Origin of the sequence: Colwellia echini, from assembly GCF_002843355.2 — a bacterium.
Classification (GTDB): domain Bacteria; phylum Pseudomonadota; class Gammaproteobacteria; order Enterobacterales; family Alteromonadaceae; genus Colwellia; species Colwellia echini.
On record NZ_PJAI02000003.1, the window covers coordinates 91,742 to 108,700 of the forward strand.

A 16,959-nucleotide genomic window follows, 5' to 3' on the forward strand; every position below is an offset into this window, starting at 1 on the left:
AAAAGAATAAAAAGACGTCGATTCGTTAATCCGCCTCACTAACTATTAGTGCTATGACAGATTATATATTCTCGTCTGAGTTGAAATTAAAAATAATAAAAACGACAGATATTCAGTTCAGTGAGTTATGAAGTACATTGCTGCAGATCTGTTCTCATCATTAAGAAGAGGAGATGTCGTGTGGGGAAACATAAGCTAATACTGCTGATGTTGGTAAGCTTATTTACCAATATTTCTTGGGCTGATTCACAATTAAATTTAACTCAAGGTGTGACTGCAATCAGTAGAGATGTCTACGATTTACATATGTATGTGCTCTACATCTGTACAGTTATTGGTGTGATCGTTTTTGGTATCATGTTTTGGTCAATTATTTTCCATCGAAAGTCGAAAGGTGCAAAGCCTGCTGATTTTCATGAAAGCACTAAAGTTGAAGTGCTTTGGACAGCAATCCCTGTCGTTATTTTAATTGCCATGGCAATCCCCGCCACCCAAACCTTAATCGCAATGGAAGACAATAATAATTCCGATGTTACCATTCAAATAACCGGCTCCCAATGGAAGTGGCATTACAAATACTTTGATGAAGATATCGAATATTACTCTGTACTTTCAACCCCTCGCGATCAATACCAAAACCAGTTAGAAACTACAGCCGTGAAAAGTGCAAACTATTTACTTGAGGTAGATAAACCTTTAGTTATTCCTGCCAATAGAAAAGTCCGTTTTTTAATTACTTCTGATGATGTAATTCACGCCTGGTGGGTACCTGCTTTTGCGGTAAAACAAGATGCTAACCCTGGCTTTATTAATGAGGCTTGGACCAATGTAGACGAACCTGGTATTTATCGCGGTCAATGTGCTGAGTTATGCGGTAAAGATCATGGCTTTATGCCCATTGTTGTTGAAGTTAAATCCCCTGAAGATTACGCCATTTGGCTTAGTGAGCAACAATTACGTATTGCCCAAGCTGCTGAAGCCGAGAAAGCATCGTTAAATACTTCGATGTCAGAAGATGAATTAATGCAATTAGGCGAAACCACCTACACAGCTTATTGTTCAGCTTGTCACCAACCCACAGGGCAAGGATTACCACCTGCATTCCCTGCTTTAAAAGGCAGCCCTGTGACAACTGCCGGTGAAATAAAAGCACACGTTAATATTGTCTTTAACGGTAAAGCTGGCACTGGTATGCAAGGTTACGGTAAGCAATTAAGTTTAAACGAAATTGCGGCTGTAGTGACTTATGAACGTAATGCTTGGGGCAATAATACCGGTGATTTGGTGCAAGCCTCAGATGTTCAATCAGCAGTAGCAAACAATTCTACTACAGTTACGGCGGCAGAAGTTACTAGCGAAACAACTGTAACGGCAGTAATTGAAACTCCTGATTCAACGATTATTGAAACAAGCGTAAAGGCTGTCGATGTTGAAGATTTAGAAAAAAATTACAGTTTAGATGAATTAATGACCATGGGTGAGCAAGTATATATGAAAGCCTGCGTGGCTTGTCATCAACCAACAGGTGCGGGCATACCACCAGCATTTCCTGCATTAAAAGGCAGTGCAATTGCTACGGGTGATATCGCCGTTCATTTAGATATAGTGATCAACGGTAGTAAGAAAAATGCTGCCATGGCGGCATTTTCAAGCCAATTAACTAAAACCGAAATAGCCGCTGTTGTAACTTATGAGCGCAATGCTTGGGGTAATAATACCGGTGATTTAGTACAACCAGCAGCAGTTGACGCTGCTAGTGCGAAATAGGAGATATAGAATGTCTACAAATGTTATAGATCAAACATCGCACGAAGAGCATCAAGCTGAACACTCAAGTGACGACCATCATGAGCATAAGATGACGGGGATTAAACGCTGGTTATACACCACAAACCATAAAGATATTGGCACCTTATATTTATGGTTTTCTTTTATCATGTTATTAACTGGTGGCGCTTTAGCCATGGTGATACGTGCCGAGTTATTTCAGCCTGGTTTACAAATTGTTGAGCCTGATTTTTTTAATCAGCTAACCACAGTGCACGGTTTAATAATGGTTTTCGGTGCCATAATGCCCGCGTTTACAGGCTTTGCTAACTGGATGTTACCAATGATGGTTGGCGCGCCAGATATGGCGCTGCCTCGTATGAATAACTGGAGCTTTTGGATATTACCTTTTGCTTTTGGTATTTTGTTAAGCTCTTTCTTTATGGAAAGTGGTGCGCCAAATTTTGGTTGGACTTTTTACGCTCCACTATCAACTACTTATTCCAACGGTAGTACCGCTTTCTTCGTGTTCGCTGTACATATCATGGGCATATCTTCCATCATGGGTGCTATAAATATCGTGGTTACCATTATGAATATGCGTGCACCAGGTATGACCTACATGAAAATGCCACTATTTGTATGGACCTTCTTCATCACGGCTTATTTATTAATTGCCGTAATGCCTGTACTTGCAGGGGTAGTTACCATGGTGCTTACCGACACTTATTTTGGTACTAGCTTCTTTAATGCGGCAGGTGGCGGCGATCCAGTAATGTTCCAACATATTTTTTGGTTCTTTGGTCATCCTGAAGTTTACATTATGATTTTGCCAGCTTTTGGTATTGTCTCGACTATTATTCCTGCCTTTTCGCGTAAAAAACTATTTGGTTATAGTTCCATGGTTTACGCAACGTCCTCAATAGCCTTATTGTCTTTTATTGTTTGGGCGCATCACATGTTTACCACAGGTATGCCGCTATTTGGCGAGCTGTTTTTTATGTATTGCACCATGCTTATTGCCGTACCTACTGGCGTAAAAGTATTTAACTGGGTAGCAACCATGTGGCGTGGCTCATTGAGTTTTGAAACACCTATGTTGTTTTCAATCGCCTTTGTTATTTTATTCACCATTGGCGGCTTTTCAGGTTTGATGTTAGCCATGACACCGGTTGATTTTCAATATCATGATACTTACTTTGTAGTCGCGCATTTTCATTATGTATTAGTGACAGGCTCATTATTTTCCCTCTACGCAGGGGCTTATTATTGGCTACCAAAGTGGACAGGCAATATGTACAACGACGCGCTCAGTAAATGGCATTTTTGGTGTTCATTAATATCAGTTAATTTACTATTTTTCCCGATGCACTTTTTAGGGCTAGCAGGTATGCCGCGCAGAATTCCAGACTATGCTTTGCAATTTGCTGATTTTAATAAATGGGTCAGTATAGGTGGATTTGCCTTTGGTTTATCACAACTCATTTTCTTAGCCGTGGTTATTAAATGTATTCGTGGGGGTGAAAAAGCACCTGCTAAGCCTTGGGATGGTGCCATAGGTTTAGAGTGGACTGTAGCAAGCCCTGCTCCTTACCACACCTTTAGTACGCCACCGCCACAAAGTGATATTGATAATGCTGATCAGCACAGTCATTAATATCATTGCGAATAGAGCCGAGTATTCATTTATATGACGACTGAAGATAATAGTACTAATACAAACACTAACAACAATAAAACATTGAAAAAATTATTGTTGGTGGTACTTGCTATGTTTGGTTTTGGCTTTGCCCTAGTACCTTTATACGATGTGTTTTGTGATATTACCGGCTTAAATGGAAAAACAAATACCAGTGCTGCAATCTACGATGCTAACGGTGTTGATAAATCTCGTACAGTTAGAGTGCAGTTTATTACGCGTAATGCTCAAGGGGTTCCTTGGAAGTTTGAACCCATTGTCAATGAAGTAGATGTACATCCTGGTGAAATGCAATTTGTGTCTTTCTATGCAAAGAACAATGGGACCCATGACATTGTTGGCCAGGCAGTTCCTTCTGTGTCACCGGGTCAAGCGGCAAATTATTTTCACAAAATTGAATGTTTTTGTTTTACTCATCAACCACTTGGCGCAGGTATGGATGTTGAGATGAGCTTACAGTTTTATGTTGATTTAGAACTACCTGCAGATATAAAAACGTTAACGTTGTCTTATACCCTATATGACATTACAGAAAAGTCATCCTAGGGATCTACTAAATATTTAGGATATAAGGGATAGAAAATGACTAACAAAGAATATGAAAGTTATTATGTACCCAGCCAAAGTCATTGGCCGATTGTTGGCGCCGTAGCATTATTTATGATCGCTCTTGGTGCAGGTCATTACGTAACTGATTTGTCGAAACAGCAAAGCGGTTGGGGTGGATATTTACTCCTTGCTGGCATTGCATTAGTTATTTACATGTTGGTGGGTTGGTTTAGTGATGTGATAAATGAATCCCTTGCTGGTAAATACTCACACCAAATGAATAACTCATTTAAACAAGGTATGAGTTGGTTTATCTTTTCTGAAGTAATGTTTTTTGCCGCCTTTTTTGGTGCCTTACTCTACTTACGGGTTTTTTCTGTACCTTGGTTAGGTGGTGCCGGTAACAACTTTGAAACTGGCGCAGTACTTTGGCCTGACTTTATTGCGCAGTGGCCATTACTCACCACACCAGATGGCACAACAACTTCTGCTATGGGGTGGTACGGGCTACCACTTATTAATACTATTATTTTAATCACCTCTTCAGTTACCGCACATTTTGCCCATGTAGCACTCATTAAAAACAACCGTAAGCCACTTAAAATATGGCTTGGCCTAACCATTTTACTCGGTATCGCTTTTATTTCTTTACAAGTTTTAGAATATGCCCATGGTTACTCGGAAGAGATGCGGCTTTTTCTAGAAAGTGGTGTTTATGGCAATAGTTTTTATTTATTAACCGGCTTCCACGGTATGCATGTCACCTTAGGTTGCATCATGCTAATAGTTATGTGGTTCAGAATTATGAAGGGTCACTTCACCCCTAATAATCATTTCGCTTTTAAAGCGGCAAGTTGGTATTGGCATTTTGTTGATGTTGTTTGGGTGATGTTATTTGTTTTTGTTTATATTTTATAACTGCTGATTATTAAATTGATGGGTAAACGAAACAGCTTACGAGGTAATTTACTAAGCGAGCCATTAGCTAGCATGCTTTGGCTTGCGCTAACGCTTATCGTGTTAATAATTCTGATTAAGTTATCGCTTTGGCAATACGACCGAGGTTTTGAAAAAGAACAACGATCAATACGAATTGAACAACTCAACCAAAGTTCACCACTAACACTTAATGAAGTGGTTCAGCTTTCACAGGCTAAACAATTTATAGGTAAAGAAAGCGTTAATGATTTACCTGTCACCGTTGACGGTGATTTTTCTGGTGATTATCTATTTTTACTCGACAATCAAGTTGAAGAGCGCTCGTTAGGTTATCGGGTATTACAAGTTGTAGAAACCTCAACACATGCGGTTTTAGTTAATTTAGGGTGGATACCGGGCTCTATTAACAGAAATATATTACCCGAAGTTACGCCCTTACATGGGCAATACAAATTTACGGGTCACGTTCGCGTAGTTGAACAAGGAATAATGCTCATGGATCAAGATTTTTCACAACCTAGCTGGCCATTACGTGTGCAACAAATTGAATTAACAAAGTTTTCAGCATTAATTTCACCGTTAGTCGATAAACCATTATTACCTTTTGTAATCTATGTAGATAAAAATGAAAGTATTGGTTATAAAAAAAATTGGCATCCAATAGTAATGCCTGCCGCAAAACATTTTGGTTATAGTTTTCAATGGGCGGCATTAGCAATTGCTTGGCTAGTATTAATGGTTTCTTTACGTATTAAAACAAGAAGACAGCGAAACATTAATCCTCATAAATTATCCAGTATTTAAGTTAAATACCCATACTAATTATTAATAAAATATCAAAGGCGCTTATTATGACCCCAGCAAATGATTTTCCAGAGCACACTTCCCCCCATAAAAATCGTCGTAGCTTATTATTGTTGTTAGCTGTTTTTATATTACCGATAGTGTTAGCGAAACTAGCCTTAGATAATCAATGGTTAAGTTTAGGTGTTACCAACCAAGGTAAGTTAGTAACAGAGCCCTTAACTCTATCAGAGTTAGGTTTAGATCAAACCGCTCTTGATAAAAAGTGGTTGATTATTTACCGACTGCCTAATGATTGTCCTGAGCTGTGCTTACACAGTATTGAAACTGTGCACAATAGTTACGTTGCTCTAGGTAAAGACATGCCAAGAGTTTCCGCTGTATTACTCAAAGAAGATATTTTTTCCGCTCAACAAAATGCACAACTTGCCAAAAGCCAATGGCAAATACTACCTTTATCACCGCAACTAAATAGCTCAATACCCGAGGCGCAAGTACTTATTGCTGACCCTCTGGGTAATATTATCCTAACTCATCAATTACCCGCGCAAGATGAACTGCAAGCTACTTTTGGTAAAGCCATTGTCGCGGATATGAAAAAATTGCTGAAGTATTCCAAAGTAGGTTAAGCCATGACAAGTGAGTCTATTCAAGTAACAAACAATAACGCCCCCCCCAATAAAGGAGCTGTTCAGAACAATAAACAAAGCAGAGTACTGATCCGCTTAGTGCTCACTAGTTTGTTGTTAAGTATTGTCGTTATTGGGTTAGGCGCTTATACCCGCTTAACTCATGCGGGGTTAGGCTGTCCTGATTGGCCAACGTGTTATGGCTTATTGGATGTACCCAAAACCGCTGAACAGATAGTTATTGCTGAGCAAGCCTTTCCTGAGCGCCCTGTTGAAACAGCTAAAGCGTGGAATGAAATGATTCATCGCTATTTCGCTGGCAGTCTTGGTTTACTCATTGCCGTAATTGCTTTGTACTCAGTAAAATTACGTTTTAGTTATAACAAATTAATGGGTACTACCAATACAGACAAAAGTAGTGAAATGAGTACAAACTCAAGCACAAAAGCAACTGCCGAAAAATACGCAGCATTAAAATATCCACTCATTTTACCTTTATGTATTTTACTGGTAGTGGTATTTCAAGCGGCCCTGGGTATGTGGACGGTTACGTTGAAGTTAATGCCTGTTATCGTAATGGCACATTTACTCGGTGGGTTCACCACCTTGTGTTTATTATTTCTATTATATTTACGGCTTAATACTTCTCCTATCAAGCCGATCACTTCAGAAAGTAGCCAGAATATAAAACAAGATGAGAAAAAAATAGTCAATGTTAACAATCAAGTAAAGGCCTTCTCATGTAAAAAGTATGTTCGTTACGCAATACTTGGCATTGTTATATTAACGGCACAAATTGCCTTGGGCGGTTGGACATCTTCTAATTACGCAGCAATGAGCTGCGTAGAATTACCAATATGCCAAGGCGATTGGTTAGCAGAGTTAGATTACGAAAATTCATTTACCTTAATACCGCCCGCAAAAGATAGTTACGAGTTTGGGCATTTTAAACACAATGAACGAGTAACTATTCATGTAACTCATCGATTAGGCGCTATAGTTACTAGTATATTTTTGGTCTGGCTCGCTTGCCAAGTGATGTTCAAAACAAACACACCTGCTCTCAAACACTATTCGATAGCAGTATTGATGTTATTGGCTATTCAAGTCAGTTTAGGAATAAGTAATATTTGGTTTTCATTACCACTTAACGTAGCGGTCGCGCATAACCTAGTCGCCGCTTTGTTAATGTTAAGTTTGATCGCATTAACTTATAAGTTAAAACAACATGCTAAGGAAGTTCTGTATGAATAAGATCATCAGTAAATCAATGAATGGCACATTAAATAAAACGCTGCCCGTTATACAGCCAGAGCTTGATACTTCCCGTAATAAAACTTTATTCCTTCACATTTTTAGCCATTGGCGAGCCTACTACGACATTACCAAACCCAAAGTCGTCGCTTTACTCGTGCTCACTGCCCTAGTAGGTATGAGCTTATCTGTACCTGGTGGCTTACCATGGCAATTATTAATACCTGCAATGCTAGGTATTGGCTTATTGTCATCTGCTGCTGCAGCAATTAATCATATCGTTGACGAGAAAATAGATACCATTATGGGTCGAACTCACAACAGACCTTTACCCGAAGGGCGAATTACCGTAGAGAACGCTATAATATTTGCTATTAGTATTGCCGTACTTGGTTTTGTTATTTTATTTACCTTAGTGAATCCGTTAACCGCTATGTTAACCTTGGCCGGCTTAGTGGGTTATAGCTTTATTTATACTATGTATTTAAAAAGAGCCACACCACAAAATATTACTATTGGCGGTTTAGCAGGAGCTATTCCTCCACTACTTGGTTGGACAGCTATGACCAACGAAATTGCACCGAATGCTTTATTATTAGTATTAATTATTTTTACTTGGACACCCCCACACTTTTGGGCGTTAGCGATTCATCGCCGTGATGATTATGCTAAAGTGAATATTCCGATGTTGCCGGTAACGCATGGTATAAGCTTTACTAAAACACAAATACTGTTATATACCTTGCTGCTATTTGTAGTGTGTTTATTACCGTATTTAGTTGGCATGAGTAATTGGCTTTATTTGGTAGGCGCTTGTGTATTGAATTTAATATTTATTGGTTATGCTTGGCAGTTAAAGTTTCATGCTAAAAAAGAGACTGCCATGGCAACCTTTAAATTTTCGATTGTGCATTTAATGCTACTCTTTATTATTTTATTACTCGACCACTATTGGTTTCCCGTAAGCTAGTCCTAATAATAACCACAAAAAACTTAACTAGAGATTAAATAACTTAATGAATAAATACCTATTTGCTTTAATTGCAATTATGGCTGTCAGTGTTGGCGTTATTGGTTTTTACTTAGTAAATAAAAGCTTAGGTAAAGGAAGTAACGAATTACCAGCCGCTGAATATGCCTTGCATTATCAGCAGCCTAGAGCAGTTTCCGAGTTTACTTTTACCGATCAACAAGGGAAAACGTTCGCAAATGAGCAGCTTGTAGGTAAATGGTCGCTGATATTTTTTGGTTACACGTCATGTCCCGACGTATGCCCAATGACACTACAAAAATTGAATTTAATCTATGATGAGCTAATTACTATTACAGAAAATAGCCAAGTGATTTTAGTTTCAGTAGATCCACAACGAGATACTACCGAGAAGCTAGCGCAATATATAGCGTACTTTAATCCTAATTTCAAAGCACTGCGCGCCGATCATGACGTATTATTTCCTTTTGCACGTAGTGTCGGTCTAATGTACGCCATAACAGACAATACAGACAAGGATTCAACTAACAACGGCACAGATCACAGTTATTGGGTTGATCACAGCGCATCAATGGTATTAATTAATCCAGAAGGGAGAGTTGCCGCAATTTTTAAACCTGAGCAAGCGGTTGGTGAAGTACCACATATAGATAAAAATAAATTGTTAAGCGACTACCAAAAGATAGTCGCCCTTTATCAATAATTTTTGAAAGCGTTTTTAAAAAGTATTACGCAAAGTTCAACACCGATGCTTATAAATGATACCAACTACCATCAGCATTTAGAATAAACCACGGTTTTGAGTACCAATAATAACGACCAGGTTTACTGATACTTGCTGCGGTACAATTTGCACGAACTCGACCTACAGGTAAATTTTTAGAAAAAGTCAGACTAAAAGCTTCATCATCATGCCAGTCGATTTTTTGCTTACCTAATCCAGAAATATAACAATTAATACCTGATTTATAAAAATCTGCATTTTCAATATCAAAGGTAATACTTTTAGCCTCTCCATATTTAAATATAGTTTTAGCTTGCTCACCCGTTAAAGAAATATCAAAAGGCAATGAATTTAATTTATCACGTAAGCTTGAGATTTTATCGTAAGGCTGCGAAGCAGGAAAACGCGGAATACTGGTTAAGTCAGTGTGTAAACCAATAGCACCTGATTGCTGTGAAAATGCAACAAAGTCATTCGCCGTTACCCAGGCTTGCACTGCTAAATCATACTCACCGTAAGGGTAAGCAAAATATCGCCAACTTTGTCCGGTATGTTCTTTAATTTCTCGCTCTGCTTTAAGTAATGATGCGCTTTGTTGTTCTAACCATTGGGTTTGTGTTAAACCTTCAGGAATGCGCACCATAGAATCGTGCTCGTAACCATGGTTAGCAATAATTACCCCTTCATCAGCAAGCTCTTTAAGTTGCGCCCACGATAAGTAATGTGACGTTGATTTTTTATCGTTACGATTAATAATCCCTGGGTTAACATAAATAGTATATGGAAAAGCAAACTTATCTAAAATCGGTTTCGCGTTAGTTAAGTTATCAATATAAGCATCATCAAAAGTAATGGCGACACTCTTCTCTGGCAGGGGTTCTTGCTTTTTAATACTGTCAATTAATTTAGATAAAGGCACTACGTTAAAGTTATTATCTTTAAGATATTGTAGGTGCACTTCAAATTGTTTTGGCGAAATACTGGTACTGGTAGGCGTGCTATCGCTAACATGATGATATTGTAAGATAACTGCGGCATAACTACTAAACGTAAGACCCAAAAATAATGAAATAAAAGTGAATGCTTGCAATAAAAATCTCATGAATTTGCCTTTTATGAAGTAGGATAACTAAAATAACGTCTTTTGCTTTCAACCTCTAGCACTTTAAGGTACTTTTTTAAACTCGTTACAATTAAGCGCTGTTTTGATTCGCATCTTATCTTTCTTTACGTAAAGAGAAAACCTCAACTATTTTAGCCAGAATAATTCCACAGCCTAATCCACTAACATTTGCAGCCATATCAAGCCATTCACCCCAGCGATTAACATAAGGTTGGATCAACTCTATAACACCACTAAAGCAAGCAAATACGACAACTAACCATAACCAATATTTTGGTCTTGCTAGCGCAGCAGGAAACATTAATGCGCCGTAGGCAATAAAGTGGTGGGTTTTATCACTACCGGGAACTTGCGGTAAAGAAGCTACCGGCCATAATGACAAAGTAGCGATAGTTGCCATTAATGCAAGAGTAATGAATAACCAATAATTTTTAATTATATTAATCATCTAGCGAAGGATACCTAGGTTTGTTTACGTGAATTTTTTGAAATTTGTGTTCTATAAATAATATTCAACCAACGATTAGCAAATATACCTAAGTAGCCCCATGCTGCCAAAAAGCAAGCCAATGCCACAATAATAATGCCAATAACTTGCCAAAGGTGATGATGAAAGTAACCTAAAGCAACAAATAATATACCTATAACAAAAAGGCCAAGACCACGTAAAAACAGCGTTAAGCTGCGTTGTGGGTCTTGGCCTAATTTTTCTAATAACTTAATCATGTAAGTATTAATTAATATTTATTAAATAGCATCTGTTAAATAATAATTAAATTTTAATAATACGAATGATCGCCGCGCTCGTGATCTGTGGCATCTTTAACGCCTTTAATTTCACCATGCATTAAGTCAATCAATTGCTTTTCAATACCATCTTTTACGGTCACATCAATTTGCGCACAACCATTACAGCCACCACCAAATTGTAATACTGCATAACCATCATCAGTAATTTCAACCAGTGTACACTCACCACCATGACCGGCTAATTGAGGGTTAACTTCAGCTTGTAAAAAGTAATGTACACGTTCAAATAAAGGCGCATCGTCAGCTACTTTGCGTAGTTTTGCGTTCGGTGCTTTCAGTGTTAACTGTGAGCCCATTTGATCAGTGGTGAAATCAATTTCTGCATCTTCTAAAAAGCCTTTACTATCAGCATCAATCATCGCTGAAAAACCTTCAAAAGGAAGTTTGATGTCATCTGCTTCAACGGCATCAGGTGGACAATATGAAACGCCACATTCTGCTTTTGCTGTACCAGGATTTACAACAAAAACGCGAATATGCGTACCTTCCGCTTGCTGCGAAAGTAAATTAATAAAATGCTTTTGTGCACTTTCTGAAATAGTGATCATGTTTTTTAACTCTCTTTGCTCTTTGGCACTCAATCGAAGTTACTTAATATCTAATCGATTAAATTTTCTTACCGATGACTCGTTGTAACGATGAGTACCTGACTATTTTACTCAAGTATGTGTATTTTACGCGGCTATTTAGTTATGTCTAATGATTTCTCTGCTTTTGTGTAATACTTTATATCAGTTTCATTAAGATTTATTTTTAGGTAGTGTTAAACAAACAGCCACTACACTTATTGTCTCTACACCCACACTTTTTAAAAGTTTACTTATCTCACTTGCTGTTGTGCCCGTAGTCACTACATCATCAATAATTAATACATGTTTAATATGACTAGCTAACTCATGTTGCAACATAAAAGCGTTGGCGAGATTTTTACGTCGCTGACTACCCGTTTTCCCCATCTGACTCTGATTGTTTTTGACACGTATAAGTAAATTCTCATCATAAGGTAGCGCTTGTTGTTCAGCAAACTGCTTAGCAATAAGATGTGCTTGGTTGTAACCGCGAACTTGCCATTTTTTAATGTGTAAAGGCACAGACAAAACCAAATCTACCGACGGTTTTTTGTTATCTGCCATTTCGGTATTCCATTGCGCACTTAAAAGCGTACTGAATAAACTTGCTAATTCAAAGCGGCCCGAATATTTCATTTGTGCTAACCAATGAGTAAAAGGAAAAATATAAGGAGATACTGCAAATAGCGAGTCAAAATGAATGCGAGGTAAAGCCTGATAAATTGCTGGCCAATTAAGTAAGTTACCAGCCAAAAAGTTTTGCTTAAAATAAGGTAAATCATTTACGCAATGCTGACAAATTAATGTTTGAGTTAACTTTTGGTCATGTAAATAACTTTGCTTAATGATGCCACCACATAAATCGCAACAACTCAAATTACGTAATATGTCATTAAACATATTAGTGAATACAATAGTGCATTTTTGCATATTACTTACATTCAAATGGCTTAATTTTAACTTCCATGTCATTTCATTTTCCTTTTGTTGATCTCAAGTATATACCCGCTCTATTTCGATATAAGTATTTCAATAGATTTGAGCGACTTATAAACAAGACACTTTTTTTATCAAAAGTTATTCCTTTAAAAGCCATTCTCTACAATCAATATTTTGTCTAAACACACTCCTAATTCGAGCTGAAACCTGTATATTCAAGCCGAACGAGTATAAAATGAAGCCTTCATTACTTTCGATTTATATAGTGCAGTAGTAAGCATGGCAAAAAGTTTAGAATTTTCCATTTTTCCACCGAATCGTCCACTAGAAGAAAACGCGATACCTGTCGTTTTTCTACATGGCTGGGGGCTAAATTCGGCAGTTTGGCAGCCTTTATTAACGCTATTTGCCAATAATCAAACCAATTACCAATTCATCACAATTGATTTGCCTGGTTTTGGTAATAATAATGATATTGAATTAAAGCCTTATTCTCTCACTAATATTTGCCAGCAAATTAACCAAATTATTGAACAACCCGCTATCTACATTGGTTGGTCGTTAGGAGGTTTAGTGGCGACAGAAATGGCGCTTCAACACCCCAAACAGGTGTTAGCTCTAGCAACGGTTGCGAGTAGCCCTTATTTTGTCGACCAACCTATTAATCAATGGCCAGGGATCAAAGAACATATACTGAAGAATTTTCATCAACAATTAGCCACCGATGCAGCAAAAACAATCAATGGTTTTTTAAAAATTCAAGCTATGGGTAGCCCACATATTCGACAGGATTTAAAGCTGATCACTCAGTTAGTGATGGCATATCCGTTAGCAAGTCAACAAACCTTAGATGATTCACTATCATTATTAAGCGATTGTGATTTACGTTCGAATTTAGTTCAAATAAAACAGCCTTTTTTACGTTTATACGGACGTAACGACAGTTTAGTGCCTAAAGCTGTCATTGATAAAGTAAGTAATTTAGCGCCCAATAGTAGCCACCATATATTTGAACATGCTTCCCATGCACCTTTTATTTCTCATCTTGATGATTTTTATCAAGTGTTACTTTCTTGGTTGAAATCACAACATTAAAAATTTTATATAATACTAATTAATGACTTAGCAAAATACTTAAGCTTAATGCAGGATAAAGTTCACAAAGAAAGATAAATAAAGGCGTAGCGCTAATAACTGTATTAAAATTAACCTTTACTTTTAGCCTATAAAGGTCAATAATTAATCAATAACTTTATTCTCTACGGAGGAGAAATAATGGAAATATCATCAGCATTTAATTCAGGTTTACAAGGGTTACAAAATGCCCGTGCAACAGCTGATAAAGCTGCCGTAGATATTGCTGCAAGCTCAAACTTTAATACTGAGCAACTTAATACTGCGCAAAAAGCACAATCAGTTAATAACTCAGAAACAAATAATAGTGAAGTAAACACAGAAGTGGTGAACAGTGCAGCTAAAAGCGCTGATATACCTAATTTAAATCAATCGATTGTTGACTTAAAAGTTGCTGAATATCAAACAAAAGCATCAACTGAAGTCATTAAAAGTGCCGATGATGCATTAGGTACTTTGTTGGATGTAACCGCCTAAGTAAAACCACTAATAATCGAGGCAGCTACTTAAGTTAAAAAGAAATAACTCACTATTTAAAATATAACCAATAGATGATGACTATTTACTTATGAATATAACTTCGCATGCCGCAAGTATTCCCCTAGCAACCGTTGTTAATCAACCAACGGAAGTATTGCGTCGTGATAATCATCAGCGTGAAATTACCCCACAAGTTGCTGCAACGCATCCATCCGCTGCCGACAAAGGTGTCGCTTCTGAGAAAGAGCGTTCTCGTACACCTGCACAAACAAATGAAAACATTGATTTTGAGAACCTCAGAAAGCAAGCAGAACAAGCGGCTAGCTCGGTTTCTGCTAAAGGCTCTTCACAAGATGAAAGCCCACAAGGTGGTCAACAGTCTAACCAACAAGCCACTCAACAAGATATTGAAGATCCTGATAGCGACCATAATCATAATTCATCTAAAAATAGTACGGCTGAACATGATGAATCAGGACATAAAGAATCTACCGAAAATAACCAAGAAGCGGTAGCCAATGAAAAAATAATCAATCAATTACAATTAAGAGATAAAGAAGTAAAGGCTCACGAATTAGCACATGCTTCTACAGGAGGAGCTACTACAGGCTCACCTTCATATACTTTTGAAGTAGGACCTGACGGTAAAAAATATGCAGTTGCTGGGGAAGTATCTGTAGATTTAAGTAGCGTTCCTGGAGATCCGAAAGCAACAATAACTAAAATGCAAAAAGTATATGCTGCCGCGTTAGCTCCTGCCGATCCGTCAGTACAAGATATTCGAGTAGCCGCAAGCGCCACACAAAAAATTCTTAGCGCACAATCGGAGTTGTTAGCACTCAATAATGGTAACGCTGATGAGGCAAGCCGTGCTAATAAAGGCTCTGAATATACTAAGGCTAGCTTGAAAATAGATAATACAAATAATGAATTTGATGTTTTTATCAATAAAACATTAGCTGCTCAAGAGGCTATTACCTCTAATGCAGCCAATAATTCTCTTACGCCTGCAGTAAGTAATAACCTGCAGTCTAATGAAGTGATTCAGCGAGCACACCGTATTGAAAGCTTTTACTTCAATATTAGTCAGGGATATGAAAAACCTGACAGTTTCCAGTTTGAACTAACCGCTTAGTTCAAGTTCAAGTAAGAATTTTACTTAAGCTAAAATTTTACGCTATGCCTTCTATGTCCTGAAATCTTTGTTTGTATCCATCTCTCGCTTGATTTAATTCACTAATAGCATGTGCTTTTGTATACGGGCGTAAAATAACTAATATCTTCAATACACCTTGATAAAATACTGCATCATTAACTTCATTAGAAGTAGTTTGGGTTTGGTGAAAACTTACCCAAAAAGTATTAATTAAACGTAAAATGCTAACAATGTCAGCCAGCTCATCATCGTTAAAATCTATAAAATCAGCTGTTCTTAATGAAAGTAATAATTGGCTAACTCGCTCAGAGATAGACTGTTGTACCTCAACATACTTCTCACGCAAGCTTGGGCTTTTGTCTAACAGTACCGGTAGGTTACTATAAAAAAAGCGAAATTTCATTGTTGTTTGAAAAACCGAGTCCATATACAAAACTAACGAATCAAGCGGTTTCACGTCAGCGGATATTTTAGGTAAGGTTTCTAACAGAAGGCTACGTGCGTACTCTTCATATATAGATAAAATAATGTCTTCTTTATTACGGAAATGATAATACAGATTGCCTGGGCTAATAGCTAAGTGGGCAGCAATATGATTAGTAGTAACATTACGTTCACCTTGCTCATTAAATAGCTCAATACTCGCTTGGATTATTTTATCTCTGGTTTTCATACAACGACTTCTTATTATTATATTGATTAAATCTAAGGCAATAATACTATCAAGTTTCGGTAGATATAAAGCATTTTGAGTAAATACTTTAAGATTTATTCTATTTTTTTGATTAATTCTAGGTTTTTGTTAATATTTTGCACAGGATAATACTTGTGAGCGACTAAGTTAACACACTACAATAACAACTAACTATTGATTAAAAAGCACCATCACTCATGACAATAACAGCTATTTACCCTGGCACTTTTGATCCCGTAACTAACGGCCATACCGACCTCATCGCTCGCGCGAGTAAACTATTTAGTAAGGTAATTATAGGGGTAGCTTCCAGTCCGAGTAAACAACCTCGCTTTAATTTAAACCAACGAGTTGCCATGCTTGAGCAAGTGACAGAACACTTAACAAATGTCACTGTAGTTGGTTTTAGTGGCTTATTAGTTGACTTTGCTAAACAACATCAAGCAACTGTACTGATTCGTGGTTTACGTACAGTTTCTGATTTTGATTATGAATTTCAATTAGCTAACGTTAATCGACGTTTATACCCTGAACTCGAAAGTGTATTTTTAACGCCCGCAGAAGAAAACTCGTGTATTTCATCAACAGTCGTTAAAGAAGTGGCGCTACATCACGGTGATGTTAGCCCATTTGTACACCCTGCAGTTAAAGCCGAACTGGATAAAGTTTACGGCTAATCAATCACTTGTAAATAATAT

General features: G+C 37.5%; 19 protein-coding genes. 13 read left to right on the forward strand and 6 right to left on the reverse strand.

Annotated features, from left to right (window positions below; genetic code table 11):
* The first annotated feature begins 207 nt into the window (after positions 1-207).
* The 9 genes from coxB to CWS31_RS04345 are packed head-to-tail and all read left to right on the forward strand — an operon-like array spanning position 208 to position 9,335.
* Positions 208-1,767: a cytochrome c oxidase subunit II gene (gene coxB, locus CWS31_RS04305; protein WP_101344650.1), complete on the forward strand. Its 1,560-nt coding sequence runs from the start codon at positions 208-210 to the stop codon at positions 1,765-1,767.
* Between the two features lie 10 nt (positions 1,768-1,777).
* Complete coding sequence (gene ctaD / locus CWS31_RS04310) at positions 1,778-3,424, forward strand: cytochrome c oxidase subunit I (RefSeq protein WP_101344651.1); 1,647 nt, start codon at positions 1,778-1,780, stop codon at positions 3,422-3,424.
* Positions 3,425-3,457: 33 nt separating this feature from the next.
* Positions 3,458-4,012, forward strand: a complete 555-nt coding sequence (locus tag CWS31_RS04315) for a cytochrome c oxidase assembly protein (protein ID WP_101344652.1) — start codon at positions 3,458-3,460, stop codon at positions 4,010-4,012.
* 36 nt (positions 4,013-4,048) lie between these two features.
* Entirely contained in the window at positions 4,049-4,933 is an 885-nt protein-coding gene (locus tag CWS31_RS04320; RefSeq protein ID WP_101344653.1) for a cytochrome c oxidase subunit 3, read from the forward strand.
* Positions 4,934-4,951: 18 nt separating this feature from the next.
* Positions 4,952-5,758, forward strand: coding sequence for an SURF1 family protein (locus CWS31_RS04325; protein ID WP_101344654.1), 807 nt, complete (start codon positions 4,952-4,954; stop codon positions 5,756-5,758).
* Between the two features lie 47 nt (positions 5,759-5,805).
* A complete protein-coding gene (locus CWS31_RS04330) occupies positions 5,806-6,387 on the forward strand; it encodes a hypothetical protein (protein WP_246143352.1) in 582 nt (193 codons plus the stop codon).
* Positions 6,388-6,390: 3 nt separating this feature from the next.
* Positions 6,391-7,641, forward strand: a complete 1,251-nt coding sequence (locus tag CWS31_RS04335; protein ID WP_170252759.1) for a COX15/CtaA family protein — start codon at positions 6,391-6,393, stop codon at positions 7,639-7,641.
* Entirely contained in the window at positions 7,634-8,611 is a 978-nt protein-coding gene (gene cyoE / locus CWS31_RS04340; RefSeq protein WP_246143353.1) for a heme o synthase, read from the forward strand. The genes CWS31_RS04335 and cyoE overlap by 8 nt, the downstream gene beginning before the upstream one ends.
* Before the next feature lie 46 nt (positions 8,612-8,657).
* Entirely contained in the window at positions 8,658-9,335 is a 678-nt protein-coding gene (locus CWS31_RS04345; protein WP_101344655.1) for an SCO family protein, read from the forward strand.
* Between the two features lie 49 nt (positions 9,336-9,384).
* Here CWS31_RS04345 and CWS31_RS04350 read toward each other — a convergent pair whose 3' ends face one another.
* The 5 genes from CWS31_RS04350 to CWS31_RS04370 all read right to left on the reverse strand — a co-directional run bounded on the left by CWS31_RS04350 (position 9,385) and on the right by CWS31_RS04370 (position 12,830).
* The gene (locus CWS31_RS04350; protein ID WP_101344656.1) at positions 9,385-10,458 is read right to left on the reverse strand and encodes a polysaccharide deacetylase family protein; all 1,074 of its coding nucleotides are present in this window, start codon (positions 10,456-10,458) and stop codon (positions 9,385-9,387) included.
* Positions 10,459-10,573: 115 nt separating this feature from the next.
* Positions 10,574-10,927 carry a VanZ family protein gene (locus CWS31_RS04355; protein ID WP_101344657.1) on the reverse strand — a complete coding sequence of 118 codons (354 nt, stop codon included), beginning with the start codon at positions 10,925-10,927 and terminating at the stop codon, positions 10,574-10,576.
* A gap of 14 nt (positions 10,928-10,941) precedes the next feature.
* Entirely contained in the window at positions 10,942-11,205 is a 264-nt protein-coding gene (locus tag CWS31_RS04360) for a hypothetical protein (RefSeq protein WP_101344658.1), read from the reverse strand.
* 53 nt (positions 11,206-11,258) lie between these two features.
* On the reverse strand, positions 11,259-11,837 hold the full coding sequence (nfuA, locus tag CWS31_RS04365) for a Fe-S biogenesis protein NfuA (protein ID WP_101344809.1): 579 nt from the start codon (positions 11,835-11,837) through the stop codon (positions 11,259-11,261).
* A gap of 192 nt (positions 11,838-12,029) precedes the next feature.
* Complete coding sequence (locus CWS31_RS04370) at positions 12,030-12,830, reverse strand: ComF family protein (RefSeq protein WP_246143355.1); 801 nt, start codon at positions 12,828-12,830, stop codon at positions 12,030-12,032.
* A gap of 246 nt (positions 12,831-13,076) precedes the next feature.
* Here CWS31_RS04370 and bioH point away from each other — a divergent pair, with 246 nt between their 5' ends.
* From bioH to CWS31_RS04385, 3 genes are all read left to right on the forward strand, one after another.
* Positions 13,077-13,892, forward strand: coding sequence for a pimeloyl-ACP methyl ester esterase BioH (gene bioH, locus CWS31_RS04375; RefSeq protein ID WP_101344659.1), 816 nt, complete (start codon positions 13,077-13,079; stop codon positions 13,890-13,892).
* Between the two features lie 180 nt (positions 13,893-14,072).
* Positions 14,073-14,408: a hypothetical protein gene (locus CWS31_RS04380; protein ID WP_101344660.1), complete on the forward strand. Its 336-nt coding sequence runs from the start codon at positions 14,073-14,075 to the stop codon at positions 14,406-14,408.
* Positions 14,409-14,499: 91 nt separating this feature from the next.
* Positions 14,500-15,546, forward strand: coding sequence for a putative metalloprotease CJM1_0395 family protein (locus CWS31_RS04385; protein WP_101344661.1), 1,047 nt, complete (start codon positions 14,500-14,502; stop codon positions 15,544-15,546).
* 37 nt (positions 15,547-15,583) lie between these two features.
* On the opposite strand, the gene CWS31_RS04390 is transcribed toward CWS31_RS04385, so the two are convergent.
* Positions 15,584-16,240: a TetR/AcrR family transcriptional regulator gene (locus tag CWS31_RS04390; RefSeq protein WP_101344662.1), complete on the reverse strand. Its 657-nt coding sequence runs from the start codon at positions 16,238-16,240 to the stop codon at positions 15,584-15,586.
* A 218-nt stretch (positions 16,241-16,458) separates the two neighbouring features.
* Between CWS31_RS04390 and coaD the strand changes: the two genes are divergently transcribed.
* A complete protein-coding gene (coaD, locus tag CWS31_RS04395; protein ID WP_101344663.1) occupies positions 16,459-16,938 on the forward strand; it encodes a pantetheine-phosphate adenylyltransferase in 480 nt (159 codons plus the stop codon).
* Positions 16,939-16,959: the final 21 nt, after the last annotated feature.

Excerpts from the sequence above, each read along its gene's own strand:
- coxB (WP_101344650.1), top strand. The coding sequence starts at position 208 with ATGTTGGTAAGCTTATTTACCAATATTTCTTGGGCTGATTCACAATTA.
- ctaD (WP_101344651.1), top strand. The coding sequence starts at position 1,778 with ATGTCTACAAATGTTATAGATCAAACATCGCACGAAGAGCATCAAGCT.
- CWS31_RS04315 (WP_101344652.1), top strand. The coding sequence starts at position 3,458 with ATGACGACTGAAGATAATAGTACTAATACAAACACTAACAACAATAAA.
- CWS31_RS04320 (WP_101344653.1), top strand. The coding sequence starts at position 4,049 with ATGACTAACAAAGAATATGAAAGTTATTATGTACCCAGCCAAAGTCAT.
- CWS31_RS04325 (WP_101344654.1), top strand. The coding sequence starts at position 4,952 with ATGGGTAAACGAAACAGCTTACGAGGTAATTTACTAAGCGAGCCATTA.
- CWS31_RS04330 (WP_246143352.1), top strand. The coding sequence starts at position 5,806 with ATGACCCCAGCAAATGATTTTCCAGAGCACACTTCCCCCCATAAAAAT.
- CWS31_RS04335 (WP_170252759.1), top strand. The coding sequence starts at position 6,391 with ATGACAAGTGAGTCTATTCAAGTAACAAACAATAACGCCCCCCCCAAT.
- cyoE (WP_246143353.1), top strand. The coding sequence starts at position 7,634 with ATGAATAAGATCATCAGTAAATCAATGAATGGCACATTAAATAAAACG.
- CWS31_RS04345 (WP_101344655.1), top strand. The coding sequence starts at position 8,658 with ATGAATAAATACCTATTTGCTTTAATTGCAATTATGGCTGTCAGTGTT.
- CWS31_RS04350 (WP_101344656.1), bottom strand. The coding sequence starts at position 10,458 with ATGAGATTTTTATTGCAAGCATTCACTTTTATTTCATTATTTTTGGGT.
- CWS31_RS04355 (WP_101344657.1), bottom strand. The coding sequence starts at position 10,927 with ATGATTAATATAATTAAAAATTATTGGTTATTCATTACTCTTGCATTA.
- CWS31_RS04360 (WP_101344658.1), bottom strand. The coding sequence starts at position 11,205 with ATGATTAAGTTATTAGAAAAATTAGGCCAAGACCCACAACGCAGCTTA.
- nfuA (WP_101344809.1), bottom strand. The coding sequence starts at position 11,837 with ATGATCACTATTTCAGAAAGTGCACAAAAGCATTTTATTAATTTACTT.
- CWS31_RS04370 (WP_246143355.1), bottom strand. The coding sequence starts at position 12,830 with ATGACATGGAAGTTAAAATTAAGCCATTTGAATGTAAGTAATATGCAA.
- bioH (WP_101344659.1), top strand. The coding sequence starts at position 13,077 with ATGGCAAAAAGTTTAGAATTTTCCATTTTTCCACCGAATCGTCCACTA.
- CWS31_RS04380 (WP_101344660.1), top strand. The coding sequence starts at position 14,073 with ATGGAAATATCATCAGCATTTAATTCAGGTTTACAAGGGTTACAAAAT.
- CWS31_RS04385 (WP_101344661.1), top strand. The coding sequence starts at position 14,500 with ATGAATATAACTTCGCATGCCGCAAGTATTCCCCTAGCAACCGTTGTT.
- CWS31_RS04390 (WP_101344662.1), bottom strand. The coding sequence starts at position 16,240 with ATGAAAACCAGAGATAAAATAATCCAAGCGAGTATTGAGCTATTTAAT.
- coaD (WP_101344663.1), top strand. The coding sequence starts at position 16,459 with ATGACAATAACAGCTATTTACCCTGGCACTTTTGATCCCGTAACTAAC.